The 18,814-nt window shown below is 41.4% G+C and carries 16 protein-coding genes; 9 read left to right on the forward strand and 7 right to left on the reverse strand.

From position 1 onward, the window contains the following. Positions 1-510 precede the first annotated feature (510 nt). From B3394_RS16020 to B3394_RS16055, 8 genes are all read left to right on the forward strand, one after another. Complete coding sequence (locus B3394_RS16020; RefSeq protein WP_286927008.1) at positions 511-1,269, forward strand: Rossmann-like and DUF2520 domain-containing protein; 759 nt, start codon at positions 511-513, stop codon at positions 1,267-1,269. Beyond that, positions 1,262-1,789, forward strand: coding sequence for a KdsC family phosphatase (locus tag B3394_RS16025; protein ID WP_177734562.1), 528 nt, complete (start codon positions 1,262-1,264; stop codon positions 1,787-1,789). Before B3394_RS16020 ends, B3394_RS16025 begins: the two co-directional genes overlap by 8 nt. A gap of 41 nt (positions 1,790-1,830) precedes the next feature. Further along, positions 1,831-2,757: a geranylgeranylglycerol-phosphate geranylgeranyltransferase gene (locus tag B3394_RS16030; RefSeq protein WP_286927010.1), complete on the forward strand. Its 927-nt coding sequence runs from the start codon at positions 1,831-1,833 to the stop codon at positions 2,755-2,757. Continuing rightward, positions 2,750-3,337, forward strand: a complete 588-nt coding sequence (locus B3394_RS16035) for a Maf-like protein (protein ID WP_273246953.1) — start codon at positions 2,750-2,752, stop codon at positions 3,335-3,337. Before B3394_RS16030 ends, B3394_RS16035 begins: the two co-directional genes overlap by 8 nt. Positions 3,338-3,348: 11 nt before the next feature. After that, on the forward strand, positions 3,349-3,876 hold the full coding sequence (locus B3394_RS16040; RefSeq protein WP_177734565.1) for a mechanosensitive ion channel domain-containing protein: 528 nt from the start codon (positions 3,349-3,351) through the stop codon (positions 3,874-3,876). Positions 3,877-4,029: 153 nt separating this feature from the next. After that, positions 4,030-4,695, forward strand: coding sequence for a hypothetical protein (locus B3394_RS16045; protein ID WP_177734566.1), 666 nt, complete (start codon positions 4,030-4,032; stop codon positions 4,693-4,695). A gap of 90 nt (positions 4,696-4,785) precedes the next feature. Beyond that, on the forward strand, positions 4,786-7,284 hold the full coding sequence (locus B3394_RS16050; RefSeq protein WP_286927011.1) for a PIG-L family deacetylase: 2,499 nt from the start codon (positions 4,786-4,788) through the stop codon (positions 7,282-7,284). A gap of 205 nt (positions 7,285-7,489) precedes the next feature. Further along, positions 7,490-9,190 carry a sodium:solute symporter family transporter gene (locus B3394_RS16055; RefSeq protein WP_286927013.1) on the forward strand — a complete coding sequence of 567 codons (1,701 nt, stop codon included), beginning with the start codon at positions 7,490-7,492 and terminating at the stop codon, positions 9,188-9,190. Between the two features lie 6 nt (positions 9,191-9,196). Here B3394_RS16055 and B3394_RS16060 read toward each other — a convergent pair whose 3' ends face one another. Further along, positions 9,197-9,967: an alpha/beta fold hydrolase gene (locus B3394_RS16060; protein WP_286927015.1), complete on the reverse strand. Its 771-nt coding sequence runs from the start codon at positions 9,965-9,967 to the stop codon at positions 9,197-9,199. Positions 9,968-10,036: 69 nt separating this feature from the next. Continuing rightward, complete coding sequence (locus tag B3394_RS16065; protein WP_286927017.1) at positions 10,037-13,342, reverse strand: T9SS type B sorting domain-containing protein; 3,306 nt, start codon at positions 13,340-13,342, stop codon at positions 10,037-10,039. Positions 13,343-13,565: 223 nt separating this feature from the next. Between B3394_RS16065 and B3394_RS16070 the strand changes: the two genes are divergently transcribed. After that, the gene (locus tag B3394_RS16070) at positions 13,566-13,775 is read left to right on the forward strand and encodes a hypothetical protein (RefSeq protein ID WP_177734571.1); all 210 of its coding nucleotides are present in this window, start codon (positions 13,566-13,568) and stop codon (positions 13,773-13,775) included. Here B3394_RS16070 and B3394_RS16075 read toward each other — a convergent pair. From B3394_RS16075 to B3394_RS16095, 5 genes are all read right to left on the reverse strand, one after another. Then, complete coding sequence (locus tag B3394_RS16075) at positions 13,762-14,814, reverse strand: o-succinylbenzoate synthase (protein WP_286927020.1); 1,053 nt, start codon at positions 14,812-14,814, stop codon at positions 13,762-13,764. The two genes, B3394_RS16070 and B3394_RS16075, sit on opposite strands and share 14 nt — an antisense overlap. A gap of 297 nt (positions 14,815-15,111) precedes the next feature. Further along, complete coding sequence (locus B3394_RS16080; RefSeq protein ID WP_286927022.1) at positions 15,112-15,789, reverse strand: metal-dependent hydrolase; 678 nt, start codon at positions 15,787-15,789, stop codon at positions 15,112-15,114. A 10-nt stretch (positions 15,790-15,799) separates the two neighbouring features. After that, positions 15,800-16,708, reverse strand: a complete 909-nt coding sequence (gene menA / locus B3394_RS16085) for a 1,4-dihydroxy-2-naphthoate octaprenyltransferase (RefSeq protein WP_286927023.1) — start codon at positions 16,706-16,708, stop codon at positions 15,800-15,802. Positions 16,709-16,742: 34 nt separating this feature from the next. Continuing rightward, positions 16,743-18,245: a PH domain-containing protein gene (locus tag B3394_RS16090; RefSeq protein ID WP_286927026.1), complete on the reverse strand. Its 1,503-nt coding sequence runs from the start codon at positions 18,243-18,245 to the stop codon at positions 16,743-16,745. Further along, positions 18,235-18,795, reverse strand: a complete 561-nt coding sequence (locus B3394_RS16095; protein WP_286927028.1) for a PH domain-containing protein — start codon at positions 18,793-18,795, stop codon at positions 18,235-18,237. Before B3394_RS16095 ends, B3394_RS16090 begins: the two co-directional genes overlap by 11 nt. Between the last annotated feature and the right edge of the window lie 19 nt (positions 18,796-18,814).

Below are 18,814 nucleotides of genomic sequence, written 5' to 3' on the forward strand. Positions count from 1 at the left end.
GAAACAGAAACGGCGATTACAATAATTACATGGATTTTCAAAAAGAATCAATTGTACTTTCACTGGGGCACTTCAAATACAATACATTTTGTACAATCAAAACAAATCTATTCTAACAAAATATTACAATAAATAAACAGAACTTTCTAACACTGATTAAATCAACTTTCAAAAAACATAAAAAACATATTATGCGAACATTTATTTACTTTTATAAATGTATTACACATTTTGAGAATATACAAGAAAAAAATACACATAAATTGCAAACTCCAAATAAACTCCTACAAAAACATCTAATTTCCTGTAAAGCAATACTGTTAAAAATGAAAAAACTTAAAAAATGCTTACAAAAATTACCTAAAAGCAAAAAACACAATATTCTCATATTGCGAATATTTATAAAAAAGAAGCCGGAAGCATCCGTTCAAACAAAATCGCCACTTCCCTCTTGCAGCGAGATTCATTGGAATTGTTTACATAAAGAAGTATTTTTATTACTTTAGCATCATGATTAAAGTAGCTATTATCGGATCGGGAAATGTGGCCCGGCACCTGATTTCCGTTTTTGAAAAAACAGAAGCCATAACTTTAGTGCAGGCATTTGCCCGAAAAGCTGAAAATTTATCCGATTTACTGCCGTTAACGAAGATTATTTCAGATTATTCGGAGCTAAAAGATGCCGACATATATATCATTGCCGTTTCCGACGATGCCATTGCCGCAGTATCCGAACAACTGAATTTTACGAATAAATTTGTAGTCCATACTTCCGGCAGCAGCGGACTGGATATTCTGAGCCCTAAAAACAGAAAAGGAGTGTTTTATCCGTTACAGACTTTTTCAAAAACCAAAGCGGTCAATTTCAGGGAAGTTCCCTTTTGCCTGGAAAGTGAAAACGAAGCCGATTTTGCCATCATGGAGGCTGTTGCCAAAGCAATATCCGATAAGGTTTATGCGGTTAATTCCCGGCAGCGCCAGAGCCTTCATATCGCAGCGGTCTTTTCCTGTAATTTTGTAAACCACCTGTACCAGATCGGAAATGAAATCTGTACCGAAAATGAAGTCCCTTTTGAAATTTTATACCCGCTAATACAGGAAACTGCCGATAAAATCAAAACCCTGTCGCCAAAAGCGGCACAAACCGGTCCGGCAAAACGCAACGACCGCAACACAATTGAAAAGCAACTTTCGTTCCTGGAAAACCATCCGGACAGAACAGCAATATACCAACTACTAACAGAATCCATACAGAAAAACAATGTCTAAGAGTTACAAAGAATTAATGAACGACATCACTACTTTTATTTTTGATGTCGACGGGGTATTAACCGATGGTACCATTCACGTTACCCAAACCGGAGAAATGCTCCGCAACATGAACATCCGTGACGGCTATGCTATGAAAGCCGCTGTCGAAAACGGCTATACCGTTTGCATCATCTCCGGAGGAAGCAATGAAGGAGTGCGTGTCAGGCTGCGCAACTTAGGAATTACCGATATTTATTTAGGGGTACCGGATAAAGTGGAAACCTTTGATGAGTTTACCGACATCTACAACATAAAAGCCGATCAGGTACTTTATATGGGCGACGATATTCCGGATTACCACGTGATGAAGCTGGTAGGACTGGCTACGTGTCCGCAGGATGCCTCACCCGAGATAAAAGAGATCTGCCAGTACATTTCCCATAAAAACGGCGGAAAAGGCGCTGTGCGTGATGTTATCGAACAGGTTATGAAAGTACAGGGGAAATGGATGGAGCATTTTGATGCCAAATACGACTAATTCACACTTATAAAACAACCCAAAGCAATTCAATACCGCTCATGCTCAATTTCTTAAAACTAATCCGCTACCAAAACCTGATCATGATAGCCTTAATGCAACTGTTGTTTCGTTACGGCTTCTTAAAGCAACAATCCGGCATTGCACTGGCCTTATCCGATTTTCAATACCTGTTGCTGGTTCTGGCAACCGTTTGCATCGCTGCCGGCGGATTTGTGATTAACAACATCATGGATCAGGAAACCGACAGTATTTCGAAACCCGATGCGGTGGTTGTGGGCAGATCCATTTCAGAAACAATGGCCTATAATATCTATATCGCCGTTACCGTACTGGGTGTCGGCATTGGATTTTACCTGTCTAATATTATTGGGAAAGCCAGTTTTTCGACCTTGTTCATTGTAATTGCGGCTACCTTATATTTATATGCCACCAGTTTAAAGCAGAGTCTTTTAATCGGCAATATCATTGTTGCATTGCTTTTGTCTGTAAGCGTGATCATCATTGGTGTTTTTGATTTATACCCGGCTATCAACGACGGGAATCAGGCGCAGATGAGTGTGCTTTTCCAGATACTGCTGGATTATGCTTTATTTGCTTTTATCATCAATTTTATCCGTGAAATCGTAAAAGATCTGGAAGACATGGACGGCGACTATAATGCCGGAATGAGTACGCTTCCTATCGTATTGGGCAAAGCCAGAGCGACAAAAGTAGTTTTTGCACTCGCTTTTATTCCTGTGTTGGCCCTTATTTATTATATCAACAAAAACCTTCTGGGATTACAGTTTGTACTGTATTATGCCCTGCTGTGTATATTAGGACCACTACTCTATTTTATCATTAAAATATGGAGTGCCAAAACTAAAACCGAATTCCGTTTTTTAAGCAGTCTTCTTAAAATTATCCTGCTTTTCGGAATACTGTCCATCGTGGTCATTACCCTTAACATGAAATACAATGCTTAAAGAAATTTTTAAGAATCATACGATCATTCTGGCTTCCGGATCACCAAGACGTCAAAACTTTTTTAAAGAACTGGATCTGGATTTTGAAATCCGTCTTAAAGAAGTAGACGAAATATATCCCGATTCCCTGAAAGCCGAAGAGATCACGGATTTCTTAGCCGAATTAAAAGCCGATGCTTTTAACGGAACCCTTTCCGATAAGGATATCCTGGTAACCAGCGATACGATTGTCTGGCACGAAGGCAAAGCATTGGGTAAACCAAAAGATTATGACGATGCTTTCCGGACCTTACAGTCCTTATCCGGAAAAACCCACGAAGTAATCACATCGGTAAGCATCCGGAGCAATGCAAAAACCGATACTTTTCACGAAGTAACCAGAGTTACGTTTAACGAACTGCCGGATGCCTATATTAAATATTACCTGGACAACTACAGTCCTTTTGATAAAGCAGGTTCCTACGGCATTCAGGAATGGATCGGACTGGTTGCCATTGCACGAATTGACGGTTCCTATAATAATGTGGTCGGACTTCCGGTGGACAAAGTCTTCCAACATTTGCTTACATTTGTAGTATAAACAATGTTGAAATGATCAATAACGAGTACACTACCCAAATCATCAGCTCCGTCATTACGCTTCTTTTCTTTGCCATTATCCGTTATCTGGCTACAAAAATTGTGAAGCGGTTTACCCTGTTGTCCCACACTATGGAACGACGCAGTAATCTAGTTATAAAATACATCAGTATCCTTATAGGTTCCCTGACGGTGTTATCGCTAACCGTAATCTGGGGGGTTAAGGCTGATGATATTCTTCTTGTGGTTTCCTCTATGTTTGCCGTAATTGGCGTTGCCATGTTTGCCCAATGGTCCATACTAAGCAATATTACCGCAGGGGTTATCCTGTTTTTTTCTTTTCCGTTTAAAATTGGCGATATTATTAAAATTCACGATAAAGATTTTCCCATTGAAGCCGAGATTGAAGACATTACTACTTTTCACGCACTCTTAAAAACAAAAGAAGGCGAAAGAATCACCTATCCCAACAACCTGCTGCTTCAAAAAGCCATCTCGATAATCACTCTTCATCATGAAGAAAAGGAATTTACAGACTAATTTTTAAAAAACAACAAACCCTTGTTTTTAAAAGGGTTACAGCACAAAAAAGGCTTTTTTCATTCTGCGAAATCACCACTTAATATTTTTTGGCACAATACTTGGAAATGGTTAAACAACCCAAATAATTTGTTTAATCAAAAAACTAAGATCATGAAAGCTATAAAATTAGTATTGTTAGGGATTTTATTCTTTACAAGCAGTATGAATGCCCAGGTTTCTATAAATGTAAATATAGGGACACCTCCGGCCTGGGGACCTACCGGGTATACCGACATCCGTTATTATTATTTACCGGATATTGAAATGTATTATGACATCAACACCGCGATGTTCATTTATTTCAGCAATGGCGGCTGGGTAAGAACGGCTTATCTGCCGCGACCTTACAGACACTATGATTTGTACAGCGCTTATAAGGTTTGCTTACATGATTATGGTCCCAACCCATACGTTTACTATAAAAGACATAAAGTAAAATATTACAGAGGTTACAGAGGTACACCACAGGTAGCCATCAATCCAAGACCAAGAGATGTAGAATACCGCGTGATTAACGACTCCCGAAGAGATTACGAATACAGAGACGACAGAAGGGACAATAATTACAGAGAACGAAAACACAACGATTTCCGAACCGAATACAGAACTGCCGACAACGGTAACAGCCGTAACGATGGAAAAAGTTTTGACAACGGAAACGGACGCGGAAACGGACGTGACTACAACAGCGGCGACCGCGGAAACAACGGCAACGGACGTGAATATGGCGGCGGTGATCGTGGTGGTGACCGCGGAAACGGACACGGAAGAAGATAATTTAAAAGCAAAGGCGTTTTTTTAACGTCTTTGCTTTTATTATTTAACAGAAGGAATAGTATATTTGAAAAGCCAACCTTAATGAATATTATGACAAAAAAATTACCTTTCTATTTTATATTTTTTATCTTCCTTACCCAGCATACTTTTGCACAACAGCCTAAAAAACCAACTCCTTCTGAGATTTATAACCAGATAGAAAAATTAAACTTTTTAGGATCCGCACTTTATATTGCAGCCCATCCCGATGACGAAAACACCCGTCTTATTTCATTTTTAGCCAACAGCAAAAAAGCCCGTACCGGTTATCTTTCGCTTACACGCGGTGACGGCGGACAAAATCTTATCGGAACAGAACTACGCGAGCTTTTAGGCGTTATCCGTACTCAGGAATTAATCGAAGCCCGAAAAACAGACGGCGGTGAACAGTTTTTTTCCAGAGCAAACGATTTCGGCTATTCGAAAGTGCCCAATGAAACGCTGGAAATATGGGATAAGGAAAAAGTTATGAGTGACATGGCGTGGATTATCCGGAATTTTCAGCCGGACATTATCATTAACCGTTTCGACCACCGTTCCCCCGGAACAACACACGGGCATCACACCTCTTCGGCCATGCTGTCGCAGGAGCTTTTCACCTTAGCGGCAGATGCTTCATTTGAGCCTTCACAACTGAAATTTGTAAAACCATGGCAGCCCAAACGTTTATTCTTTAATGTTTCCTGGTGGTTTTTTGGCGGAAAAGACAAATTTGAAAAAGCAGACAAATCAAAATATGTCAACTTAAGAACCGGTGTTTATTATCCTTCACTGGGGAAATCCAATCAGGAAGTTGCCGCTTTGAGTCGCAGTAAGCACCAATCGCAGGGATTTGGTACTACCGGTGCCCGCGGGGAAGACATGGAATACCTGGAACTGATTAAAGGAAGTCCGTTAACGGATCAGCAAAATTTATTTGAAGGCATTGATACCTCCTGGAATCGCGTTAAAGGCGGTGCCCGCATTGGAGAAACCATCGATTTTATCTTAAAATGCTTTGACTTTAAAAATCCTTCCGCTTCGGTATATGACCTGGTAAAAGTGTACCAGCAGATTCAGAATTTAGAAGACAACCATTGGAAAACCATCAAACTGGAGGAAGTAAAAGCCATTATAGCCGAATGTTCCGGTTTATACCTGGAAGCAGTAGCCGAAAATCAATCGGTTACCCCGGGAAGCAATCTGAAGGTAAAATGGGAAGCCATTAACCGAAGTACGGTTGAAATGAAGCTGTTAAGCCTGGTTATACAGCCGGACAAGCAAACCATTGAGCAAAGTTTTCCGTTAAAGAACAACCTGTTTGAAAGCGAAACCATCAGCATTTCGATACCTAAAGATACTCCTTACACCTCGCCTTACTGGCTGAATGAAAAGGGAACCACCGGAATGTACTCGGTGAACGACCAGCAAAAAATAGGGATTCCGGACATTATCCGTAAAATTGCTGTTACTTTCTCCATACTGGTGGAAGGCACCGAAATTCCGTTTACGAAAGAAATCATCTATAAATACAACGATCCTGTAAAAGGAGAAGTGTACCGTCCACTGGATGTAGTGCCGGAAGTTACTACCGAAATTTTAAACAAAGTACAGCTGTTTAAAGACCGGAAAAAACAATTGGTAGCGGTAAAAGTAAAAGCCGGAAAAGACAATTGCAACGGTACTTTACAACTGGAACTTCCTGCCGACTGGAAAGTGGTTCCCGAAACCATTCCGTTCCAGTTATCCCGGAAAGGAAGTGAAAAAACAGTAACTTTTGAAGTAACGCCGCCCAATTATGCATCGGAAGCTGTAGCCAAAAGCATTGCAGTTGTTAATGGCGAACGCTTTGATAAACAGCAGATCCTGATCGATTATCCGCACATTGCCTTACAACAGGTTTTATTGCCTGCCGAAGCGAAATTTACCAAAGCCGATGTGGAGATCAAAGGAAAAAACATTGCCTATATTATGGGTGCCGGCGACCAGGTTCCGCAGAGCCTGCAACAAATGGGTTATACGGTGACTATTGTAAAACCGGAAAAAATAACCAGTAGTTTACTGGAAACTTTTGATGCGGTAGTGGTAGGCATCCGTGCTTATAATGTTGTGGAAGCCTTACAGTTCAAACAGCCTTTATTGTTCGAATATGTTCGCAACGGCGGTACGATGGTAGTCCAGTACAATACAACCGGAAGCCTGATAACACAGGATATTGCACCCTACCCGCTTGAAATTTCTTCCGATCGTGTAACGGAAGAAAATGCCACGGTTACCTTTTTAGATCCAAAACACAAAGTCCTCAATTTCCCGAACAAAATAACCGCTGATGATTTTAAAGGCTGGGTTCAGGAACAGGGTTTATACTATCCGGACAAATGGGGCAGTGAATTTACGCCTGTACTGGAAGCTAATGATAAAGGAGAAACCCCTAAAAAAGGAGCTTTATTAGTAGCCAAATACGGCAAAGGATATTATGTCTATACAGGACTGAGCTTTTTCAGAGAACTGCCGGAAGGCGTTTCGGGAGCATTCCGTCTTATGGCAAACATCATTGCTGTAGGGAAATAGTGTTAATAATCGAAATAGCGTAAATCTTTTTCGTATTTTCGAAACCAAGTATCGTAATACCGGATGCGCAGAAATCCGGTATTAAATTCAAAACAACATGACTGAAAAACCGAATTCCTGGAAAAAAAGCTACACTTTGGTATTAATACTAAACGCTTTCTATATACTGTTGTTTTATTTTTTAATGCAAATGTACGCCTAAACCATGCAGAGTATTGACTGGATAGTATTATCAGCAACCCTTTTATTCATTGTAATTTACGGTTCTTTAAAAACCAAAGGAAGTAAAAATGTCGAAGAGTTTATTCTCGGCAATAACGAAACACCCTGGTGGACCGTTGGTCTTTCCGTAATGGCCACCCAGGCCAGTGCAATTACTTTCCTCTCTACTCCCGGACAGGCTTATCATGACGGAATGGGATTTGTACAGTTCTATTTCGGTTTGCCCATCGCGATGATCGTGATCTGTATCACCTTTATTCCGATATACCACCGTTTAAAAGTTTTTACGGCTTATGAATTCCTGGAACAGCGTTTTGATGTCAAAACCCGTTCGCTGGCTGCTTTTCTATTCCTTTTTCAGCGTGGATTGGGAACCGGACTAACCATTTATGCTCCGGCTATTATTTTATCCTCCCTGCTGGGCTGGAACCTTACTTTAATGAATATCATTATCGGTTTACTGATTATTGTCTATACTTTTTCCGGTGGAACGAAAGCGGTGAATGTCACGCAAAAACAGCAAATGTTTGTGATCATGACCGGAATGTTCATCACCTTTGTGCTCATTTTAAGCTATTTACCGGACGAGCTTAGTTTTAGTAATGCGCTGGGTATAGCCGGTGCCAACGGGAAAATGAATATTGTTGATTTTTCTTTTGATCCGGAAACCCGATATACGTTCTGGAGCGGTATTACCGGCGGTTTTTTCCTGGCACTTTCCTATTTTGGTACCGACCAGTCACAGGTTGGACGTTACCTTACCGGAAAATCCATTAAAGAAAGCCAGATGGGCTTAATCATGAACGGATTGCTAAAAGTCCCGATGCAATTTTTCATACTGTTAACCGGAGTTATGGTTTTTGTATTCTTCCAGTTTCACTCGGCTCCGCTGCACTTTAACCCGAATAACATCAAGATTGTAGAGCATTCCCCATACAAAGCGGCATATAAAAAACTGGAAGCACAGCTCGACCAGGTACAGGAAGAGAAAAAAGAGATCAGCATGCTGTATGTGGGGCAATTGCAGCAGGATTTTGACAATCCTATCTTACAGCAGAAAATGGTTTCCTTATCCAGTAAAGAAAAAGACCTGCGGGAAGATGCCAAAGAACTGATTAAAAAAGCGGATGTTAAAACCGAAACAAACGATAAGGATTATGTATTTATCCACTTTATCCTGAACTACCTTCCAAAAGGGCTTATAGGCTTGTTATTGGCCGTAATCCTGTCGGCAGCAATGTCTTCTTCCGCTTCGGGATTAAATGCATTAGCTTCCACGACAACGATTGACCTGTACAAAAGGAATTTAAAAACGGAGAAATCCGAAAAGCATTTTGTAAACGCTACCCAGCTTTTTACGCTTTTCTGGGGTTTAATTGCCATCCTGTTTGCCTGTGTGGGTACTTTATTTGAAAACCTGATCCAGCTGGTAAATATTGTTGGTTCCATCTTTTACGGAACCGTATTGGGTATTTTCCTGATTGCGTTTTATATCAAGTTTATTAAGGCAAAAGCCGTTTTTTGGGCGGCTATGACCAGTCAGCTGCTTATTTTTTACATCTATTATCTGGATGTGGTGAGTTTCCTGTGGCTGAACATTATCGGTGCTTTCCTGACGATCGTGCTGTCTTCCATATTACAGGGTTATCTGAATATGATTAAGAAAACACCGGAAAACGCATAAGATTTTCTAAGACTGTAACGACTGTAGGAATCGGATCACCGGTTCCAGTGTCTGCTCCGGATTTTCTTTGTGCGGCGAATGTCCAACAGCCGGAATAAGGCATTGCTGTGCCCTGCCGCTCACCTGTTCTGCTATGGCACTCACTTGTTTTGTGCTGCCAAATTCATCGTTTTCGCCCTGAAGCACCAGTACCGGGCAGGTAATATTGGGTAAATATTTTTCAATATTCCAGCTTCTGAACCGGTCCGAGAGCCAGGTTTCCGTCCATGCGCGGAACAGTCCGTCTACGTTATCGCCATGGTATTTGAACAGTTTTTCTTTCAGATTGGTGGTTGCATACGCTTCCACAGCTGCCCTGATGCCGTTTAGCGTAATATCTTCTACAAACACGTGAGCTCCTTCGGTAATCACCGCTTTAATCCGTTCAGGAAACATTGCCGCCGTTAGCAAAGCTATCGAACCGCCATCGCTATGCCCGAACAGGATTGCTGCATCAATAGCCAGCGCTGCCAGAAGACTGTCCAGCGTTTGGGCTTCCTTTTCAAGATAGTCGTTATGGCGTTCAATGGTTGTAAAAGCATCCGATTCGCCATAACCCTGCCGGTCATAGACCATCACATTGCACTGCGCTGCCTGTGCCAGTATATCCGGAAAGTTGCGCCATAGGGTGATGCAACCCAGGGAATCGTGTAGAAAAACGATATACGGTTTCGTATGGTCAATAGTGGCCGTGTACACGTTTAAGCGTACCCCGTCAACAAGTATGTGTCTTTTCATTTTCTGAATTTATTCCGGTATACCGCCTGTTAGCTTACGGCCATACCTGTTTTGAATATTGAAAAACAGTTATCTTTTCAGCGTAAAATGGCCTTTTACTTCTCTTCCGTCCTGCAAATAAACCACATACCAGTAATCGGTTGCCGGAAGCGGCTGGTTGTTGTAAATACCATTCCAGCCTTCGGAAGCTTTCATCTGTCTTAATAATTTACCGTAACGGTCAAAAATATTGACAATGCTGTTTTTATACAGGCTATTTGCAGCGCCTTTAATACGCCATAAATCGTTGTAACCGTCTCCGTTTGGCGTAAAGTATTTCGGAATGCCCAATACAGCCACCTGTTTTGCAATCGTACCGCAGCCGTTAAAATCCCGGATATAAACGGTATGGATACCGGTAGCAACATTGTCAAAAAAGTTGCTGTCCTGGAAAGGTCCGTCCGGTGCATCAATTCCATAAACATAATGGTTACTGCTTCCCGTTACATAAACCGTTATGGTATTATTTTCTGTTAAGTCTTCCACTTCTATAGCCGTTACCGTAGCCACATTGGACGGTTCTACCGTTAATGTCCTGATAGCCGAGCAGCCGTAAACATTGGTCACCGCAACCGTATAGACACCCGGCGTGATCACACTGATCGTTGGAGTTGTCGCTCCGGTTGACCACAAAAACTGATAACCGTTAGCCGAGACAATACCGCTTGTTAATAATAGCGGGGTTACCGGCTGGTCTGTGCATAATTTTGGTGAAGCATCAACAGCCAGTGCCGGCAATCTTCGTATGTATAATTTTATTTCATGCAAGCCTTCACAATCGTTATTACTCTCAACGCGGGCATAAACCGTCTGGAAGCCAACGGTTGTATTGGTAAAGGCTGTATTCAGTTCGTTTTGCTCCAGCAGAGCATCGGTAACCGAGCTGTAATATTTAACGGTATTGGTACTGGTTTCCAGTCCTAAACCTGTCAGGTTAAAAGTATAATAGCCATTATCCGAACAGCCATTCATAACCAGTTCCTGTGTAGCTGTCGTATTCACGTGCAGCGAAAGTGTTGTAATGCTGTAGCAGCCGGTTTGGGTATCGGTAACTCTTACTGATATTTGCTGCGGATTGGAAATATTGGTATAAACCGGATTTAAAGGAGCGGTATTCGCTACTGCATCAGCATTGTTTAAAAAGAAGGTTGTTATCCGGTTAGTATTTCCGTTCGTCAGTACGGCATCGGCTTCATTCAGATTAAAAGTGGTAAACCCGTCCGGATTTAATCCGAAATCACATTGTACCAAGGTAGCCGGTGACACGACCGGAGGTGTATTGACCTTTAAAAAGAAGCTTTTGGTACTATAGCAATTGGTATTAGTGGTATTTTCTATCCGCACATAAATTTCCTGACTGTTTGCATTGGTATTTGTAAACAGATACGGCAGTGCATTCGATCCGGCATCGGCATCGGCCTGCGTTGCATGAAAACTAATGGCGTGATCTGCAGCATTCTGGGTTCCTAAAATTCCTGCGATTTTTGTCTGCAAATCAAATGTTTCAAAACCATTACTGCTGCTGTCGTCACAAAGGGCATAATCGGTTAGTACTGTGATGACCGGTTTTGGTGTTACCGTAACCTGGAAAGAAGTTGTAGCAAAACAAGCGGAATTACTTCTATTCTGTACCCGGGCATAAAGCGTAAACGACGGCACTGTATTGGTAAAATTCGTCGGGTCTATTGCATTCTGATTACTGGCAGCATCTGCCGGAGACAGAAAATACAGTACTTCAAAAACCGTAGACGACTGCGTTCCTAAAATACTGCCGGTTTGCTGCTGTAAATTGATTTGGGTCAGGCCGTCGCTATCGGAATCACAAAGCTGCAGGTTTCCAACCGGATTTGCCACCGGAACCTCATAGATGGTAATCGTTTCGGAATTGGTTACCGCATTACCATTGATCACTACGGTCACCGAAACCGGATAATCTCCGGGTGCCGCATACACATGCGTAGGCGCTACGGCATTTGAAACCGGTGAAGCATCTCCAAAATTCCATTCGATACTGGTATAGGCCTGATTGGTTAGTGAGGCCGGCATAGTGAAAGTTGTCGTATCGCCAAAACAGGTATTGGCAACCTGAAAACTCGGATAAAATACCGAGGTTATAAAAGGCGGCAATCCTAATGTTGCCAGTCCGCTGCTTAACGTAATGGCATTCATAACAAAACCGGCAAGACTACCCGTCTCTTCCGGATTGTTGATGACGCTCAGGTGTATGGTTGCGGAATTGGTAAAGTATATTTTTTTATCCGGTCCCAGCTGCAACGCTCCTGTAGCCGTAGTATTCGAAATATTCAATATCGAACCCGGAATATTAGCGCTTTCCAGATCAAACTGGGCAATACTATTAACATTGCTTTCTCTAATACTGGCGTATAGTTTTTTGGTTTCTGCCGAAAATTCAATTCCATACGCATTAACGGAATTAATCAGGGCAACAGGATTTGAAACTATTCCGGTATTTTTATCAAAATCGTATAAATAAACCGATCCGTCATTAGTTGTCTCCCCTGTTTCCGTACCGTTTTGAGAATGGGCTATGGCTAATTTCTGACCATTGGGCGATGCTTTTAAATACCCGATAGCGTTTCTCCTGTAACCACTTAGTGTAATATACGGATCAACTGTCGAGACCACCGGTGTTTGTGAAACTCCGGTACTGGTAACTCTGAAAGCATAAAAACGGTTTATGAAATGGGTAATAACCCAATAACCGCCGGAAGCGTCTTTTACTGCCGTAATTTTTTCGGAGCATTTGTATTTTATTTCATCACCGTTAGGATTGGTATCATAAGTAATAAGGTGCTTGTTCCGGTTGGTAATATTACCGATACTTCCGTTACTTCCCGTTAGCTGCAGGTTAACCGTGGAATAATTGAATCCGTTATTGTAGCCATCGTCCTGGCTTTCTGTAAATCCCGTATTACGGGCCGGATAGGTGGCAGCATTATCATGATGCGGCTCATCGACCGTAAAAATATAGTAGGTATTCGGGTCATTCGGTTTGGGAACAATTATCCCCGATTGTGTACTGGACGGGTCGCCAAATAAACCTTTACCACCAAAGTAGTCCCCGTTTGGCATAATCACGTGATTTCTGTCCCAGACAGTACGGCCATCGGTATAAAAAAGTAAATCGCCGTTTGCGTTAGAAATGGAACTGCATCCTTCGTTGGTCTGAATCTGTCCGTTCGTGAGAGAGGTTACCACTCCATTGGCATCAAAATGTATTCCGGCTCCGGCGCCAAAAAACCAGTTGTTGGCTTCTCCCTGGGCAAATAAGCCTGATGTATATAAAAATAGTATCAGAAAGTATTTTTTTATCATATAATTATAGAAAGGGATCAAATATAAAGTATTATCTGTTATTGTCTGCCGGTATACTTAATATTCACTAAAACATTAAAAACAAACAATTTGTAGTGTTAATTGTTATTATTCTCTGCTTTTCAGGAAAAATTAATAGCTAATCCATAAAAAAAGGGGATTTTTCCCCTGTTTTGTCTTTTAGTGATCCACTATTTTTGTTCTAATAAAAATCGAATTTACAATGAAATCAAGAGGACTAACGGTTGTATACTTTTTAATGGCTATCTATTCGTTTACGCAGCTTTATTTTTATTTTGATAATCTGGATTTTACGACCGAATTATTCAATACATTAATCATACTGCTGACGATCATTATTACGCTGATTATTGTAGCTTCCAATATTACTGTTTTCATCATCCGTAAAAAACGATATCTTAACCGGAAATAAAGACGCTGCTTGTTTCCCAGCCGGTTTTACCCTGGTTATACCAAAGCTGGCCGTCAACTACTTCTAACGGGCATTCAAAATTATTCGTATATAGAGCACCAGTACCTAATCCTTGCGGCATCGGATTTTGTAACGTAAACGTCCACTGGGCAATAGCATTCAGCCCGATATTGCTTTCCAGTGCCGAGGTTATCCACCAGCCGATATTATGCTTTTCCGCAAGGTCTATCCATTCCTTTGAGCCGCGGAAACCGCCAACCAGACTCGGTTTTAAAATAATATACTGCGGTTTTATCTGTACCAACAAAGCTTCTTTATCTTCCGGTTTAAAAATACCTATCAACTCCTCATCCAGCGCAATCGGAAAAGGAGTTTCCCGGCACAATTGTGCCATTACGGCAACATTGCCCTGCTTAACCGGCTGTTCGATACTGTGCAGTTCAAATTTGGACAGTTGTTGTAATTTCTCCAATGCCTTATCGTTAGAAAAAGCACCGTTAGCATCTACCCGGATCTCAACCGTTCCGGCATCAAAGTTATTCCGGATAAAAGCCAGCAGATCCAGTTCTTTCTGAAAATCAATAGCACCAATTTTCAGCTTGATACAATGGAATCCCTGGGCCAGTTTTTCTTCGATCTGGGTTTTCATAAAGGATTCTTCCCCCATCCAGACCAGGCCGTTTATCAGGATGCTTTTCCGGGATCCGGTAAAATCAGACGGGAATAATAAAAAAGGATCCTGAGCGGCTAACGACCGGAATGCCATTTCCACTCCAAACTGAATGGACGGAAATTCCTGCAAAGATTCCCAGAGTTTGTCTGCTCCCAAATGAATGTTCCCGCAAACCCAACGCAGTTTTTCTTCATAGTCCGGCCGGTCATCCACACTGAGCGTTCGCAATATGCCACACTCGCCTATTCCTTTTTTACCGTCTTTTTCAAGCAGGATAAACCAGGTTTCTTTTTCAGTCAGTATACCGCGGGATGTCCCGGATGGTCTTTTGAATTGCAGGGTATATTTTTGATAAGATGCTTTCATAGGGAAGATATACGATATATGATTTATGAGGGATGATATACGAAGTTTGATTTACGAAGTTTGATTTATGAGGTTTGATTTATGAGGTTTGATTTACGATATACGATATATGAAGTTAGGATACTTACTTCTAACTTCATATATCAAATATCAAACTTTATCTATGAATACGAATTTAGAATACTTCTAACCTCATATATCAAATATCAAACTTTATCTATGAATACGAATTTAGGATACCTCTAACCTCGTATATCAAATATCAACCTTAATTTATGATACTTCTAACTTCTAATATCATAAATCAATTGAAGCCCCTATTTCCAGCAGCATCAGATCTTTTCCTTTATTGAAAAACTTGCGGATGGATTCTTCGTGGTTGATTTCGATATAGCCGAACGTATCAAAATGATAGCCTAAAACCTTATCGCATTCCAGGAAATCGGAAGCAATAATGGCATCTTCCACATCCATCGTAAAGTTACTGCCAATCGGTAAGATTGCCAGGTCCAGTTTGGTGCGCATCGAGATCAGTTTCATGTCCATCGTCAATGCGGTATCGCCGGCAATATAGATGTTTTTATGTTCGCCTTCAATGACAAATCCGCCCGGTTGTCCGCCGTAACTGCCGTCCGGGAAGGAACTGGTGTGTAAGGCAATTACATATTTTACGGTACCAAAATCAAATTTCCAGCTTCCGCCGTGATTCATCGGGTGATACGAAAATCCTTTATTGCCAAAATGACTGGCGATTTCATAGTTCGATACAATTACCGCATTCGTTCTTTTAGCAATGGCTTCCACGTCCAGGATATGATCGCTATGGGCATGTGTCAGCAGGATGTAATCCGCCTGAAGTGTATTAATATCAATATGTGCCGCTTTCGGGTTTCCGGTAATAAACGGGTCAACAAGAAGGTGTTTACCGCTGATCTCGATTCCTAAACAAGCGTGTCCGTAAAAAGTAATTTTCATAGTCGTGAGGTTAAAAGGTTAGTACTACAGATAATAAAACCGCAAAAAAGAAGGTGCTTAAAGCGACCTTTTTAAGTTCCGGATCCAATGCTCCGGGTTCTTTATTGGCGGCTACTGTTTTTAAATGTTTCAATAAGGGAATATAGGACAGTACAAACAGGTATTGTTTCCACTCAAAACCGGAAAGGTAGGCAAACAGCAATCCTAAAATCATGGCTGTTACCACTATAAACAGGTGGTAGTTTTTAGCATTTTGAGCACCAATTTTAACCACCAGTGTATTTTTACCTGCTTTTATATCCGATTCCCGGTCTCTCATATTGTTCAGGTTTAGAACGGCAACACTCAACAGGCCAATCGCAACAGCCGGCAGTAAAAGCTTATAATCAACCGCCTGTTCAAAAAGGAAATTGGTTCCTAAAACACTTACCAGTCCGAAGAAGATAAAAACAAACAAATCGCCCAATCCTCTGTATCCGTAAGCCGATTTTCCAACGGTATATTTGATCGCCGCCGTGATCGCCGCTAATCCCAATACAAAAAAGAAAAGTGAAAAGCCAAAGTTATCTTTCCCGAAAGAAGCATAAATCAGCGCTACAGCAATAATCAGCGTAGCAACAGAAACGATTATGATCCCTTTTTTCATCTGTTCCGGCGTGATCGCTCCGCTCTGTATCGCACGCTGCGGTCCTACTCTGTCCTTGTTATCGGTACCTTTTACCCCGTCGCCATAGTCATTTGCAAAATTTGACAGCACCTGTAAGCCCAAAGTAGTTAAAAATGCTAATCCGAAAATCAGCCAGTAATTCGCGTTATCCGAATATTGTTTGTAAGCATAAAAAGTGCCCACTAATATTCCTGAAATGGAAAGCGGTAATGTTCTTAATCGTGCGGCTTCAAGCCATATTTTTGCATTCATTTTTTATTTTTTACAACTTATAATTTCTTTTTATTTACATCCAGTTTTTATCTGATGCTTCCACCTGATACAGCCAGAGGTTAACCAGCTCTTTAATGTGAGTATAATTTCCCAGATGGAACGACACATTACCACCGGCGGTATGCAGCGTTACACTTCCGATATTCACACTTTTATGCCAAAATAGCTGACTGGTACTGATGGCCTGTATTTTGTGCGGTTCGATAATCTGATGTTCTATATCCCAGGCGCCCAGCTGACTGATTATAAAATTTTCTGTCACAAACAGGCGGCTGTTTCTAAAGCTGAAATACAGCAATATTCCCGTAAACGTAATGTATAGCGGTACAAAAATAAGATATTCCTGAATTGGTAGTATGGTATACCGGTCTAAGAAAAACAAAACCGTTAGCGGTAGTACAATATAAAGAACCACAGCTACTACCAATCGTCTGTAATTGGGCAGTAATGCCACTCCTTTTTGGGGAATTTCCCGGAACAGCAAGGTTAGTATTTCATCGCGTTCCCGTTCATTACATCCCGGTATTTCAATTGCCGATTTGTCTTTTTCGTCATGCGCATCGGCATTACCGGAAGCCTGACGGATTTTTATGTTCAGTACATTCATTTTCTTTTGCAGAAAATTTCTGCTGGTGGTAACCAACTGTACTTTTTCCGGCCGGATGATGGTGTTTTTTGTATTCAGCAGTCCGTAAGACAATAAAAGCGAGCGTCCCTGTTTGGCCATTTTAAAGTCAAAATACTTGATGATGGTTCTGCCAAGGTTGATAACCAGTAGTAATCCAAGCAGCATGACAATAAAAATAGTTGCCGAATACATCGCTAAACTTTCATCAATATAGTTATTGATCTGGCCGCCTTCTATTTCGTTGCTTTTGGTGAAGTTCTGAATGTTTTCATAAACCGTTCCGAAGAAGGCAATCAGTAATGCCAGGCTTCTAACGTAATTAGACGTCAGTCCTATTTTGACAAGGCTTAAAAAACTGATACTGATAAAAGGTTCCTTTTCCGGAAAAACTGTGGTTTCCTCACTTTCCTGTACCGTTTTTGCAGCGGTTTGTTCTCCTTTGAGTAATCTTACTTTTAATGCCTGTGCCAGTTCTTCCGAAACCGCTTTTATGACTGCTTCTTTTTTGGCACTTCCGGCAGTATCCACATCCAGCGCATGCACACCTATTATTTTTTGTATAAAGGACTGGTTAATATTGACCTGCTGGATTTTGTTGAGCTGAATGGCAATCTTTGTTTTATTCAGTACACCTTTATTGATGATAAACTCTTCGTTTTCTTCATCAATATGAAAGGTAAAGTTCCGGTATTGCAGGTAGGCAAAAACACCGATCACCGCTATAATTCCCACAATACCCAGCACCACATATACTTTGTTTACCTCGTTAAATTTAAAAAGCCAGACAAGCAGTATCGGCCATAAACCCCTGATTATTTTTTGGAACGAATCGGTAAACATGACCAACACGCCAATAAGTGACTGTCTTTGCGGTTGGTTAAAGTTCATCTTCAGACGGCGTTATGGCAGTTGTTTCTTTAGTGGTATGATTCAGTTTTGTCATCAGCAGTTGCTTGATGTTTTCGGCATGCTCTTTTTCAATTCCGGGAATATTAATGTCGCTGTCTCCGCCACCGGCAGTAAAGATCTCAATAGCGGCCAGTCCCAGTTTTCCGGAAACGAATCCCTGATGTAAGGCAACGTGCTGCACTCTGCTGTAAGGAATGATGATTGTTTTGGTGGCAATGACCCCGCTTCGGAACAATACATCATGCTGGCGGAAAGCAAATCCTTTTTTACGGAAGCTCAACAGGGAAAAGAAGGTCACAATTGCTCCGAAAACCGCTATTCCGATTCCTGTTCCCAGCAATAATTCCCGGGAAACCAATTCCGGATTCACCACCAGCAATATCCCGGCTATCGCTACTAAAACGAGTATAAAAACGGCAATATGCAGTATGATGACCTTTTTATAATCCGGATGTAAAGCGGTAAACGGTACGGTTTCAAACCTGGGCAGTGTGGTGGTATCGATAGGGGTATTGGTAAATTGCTCCATTCTTGGGTCTGTATTTGTT

Origin of the sequence: Flavobacterium sp. UBA4197 (genome assembly GCF_002379575.1) — a bacterium.
GTDB lineage: Bacteria > Bacteroidota > Bacteroidia > Flavobacteriales > Flavobacteriaceae > Flavobacterium > Flavobacterium inviolabile.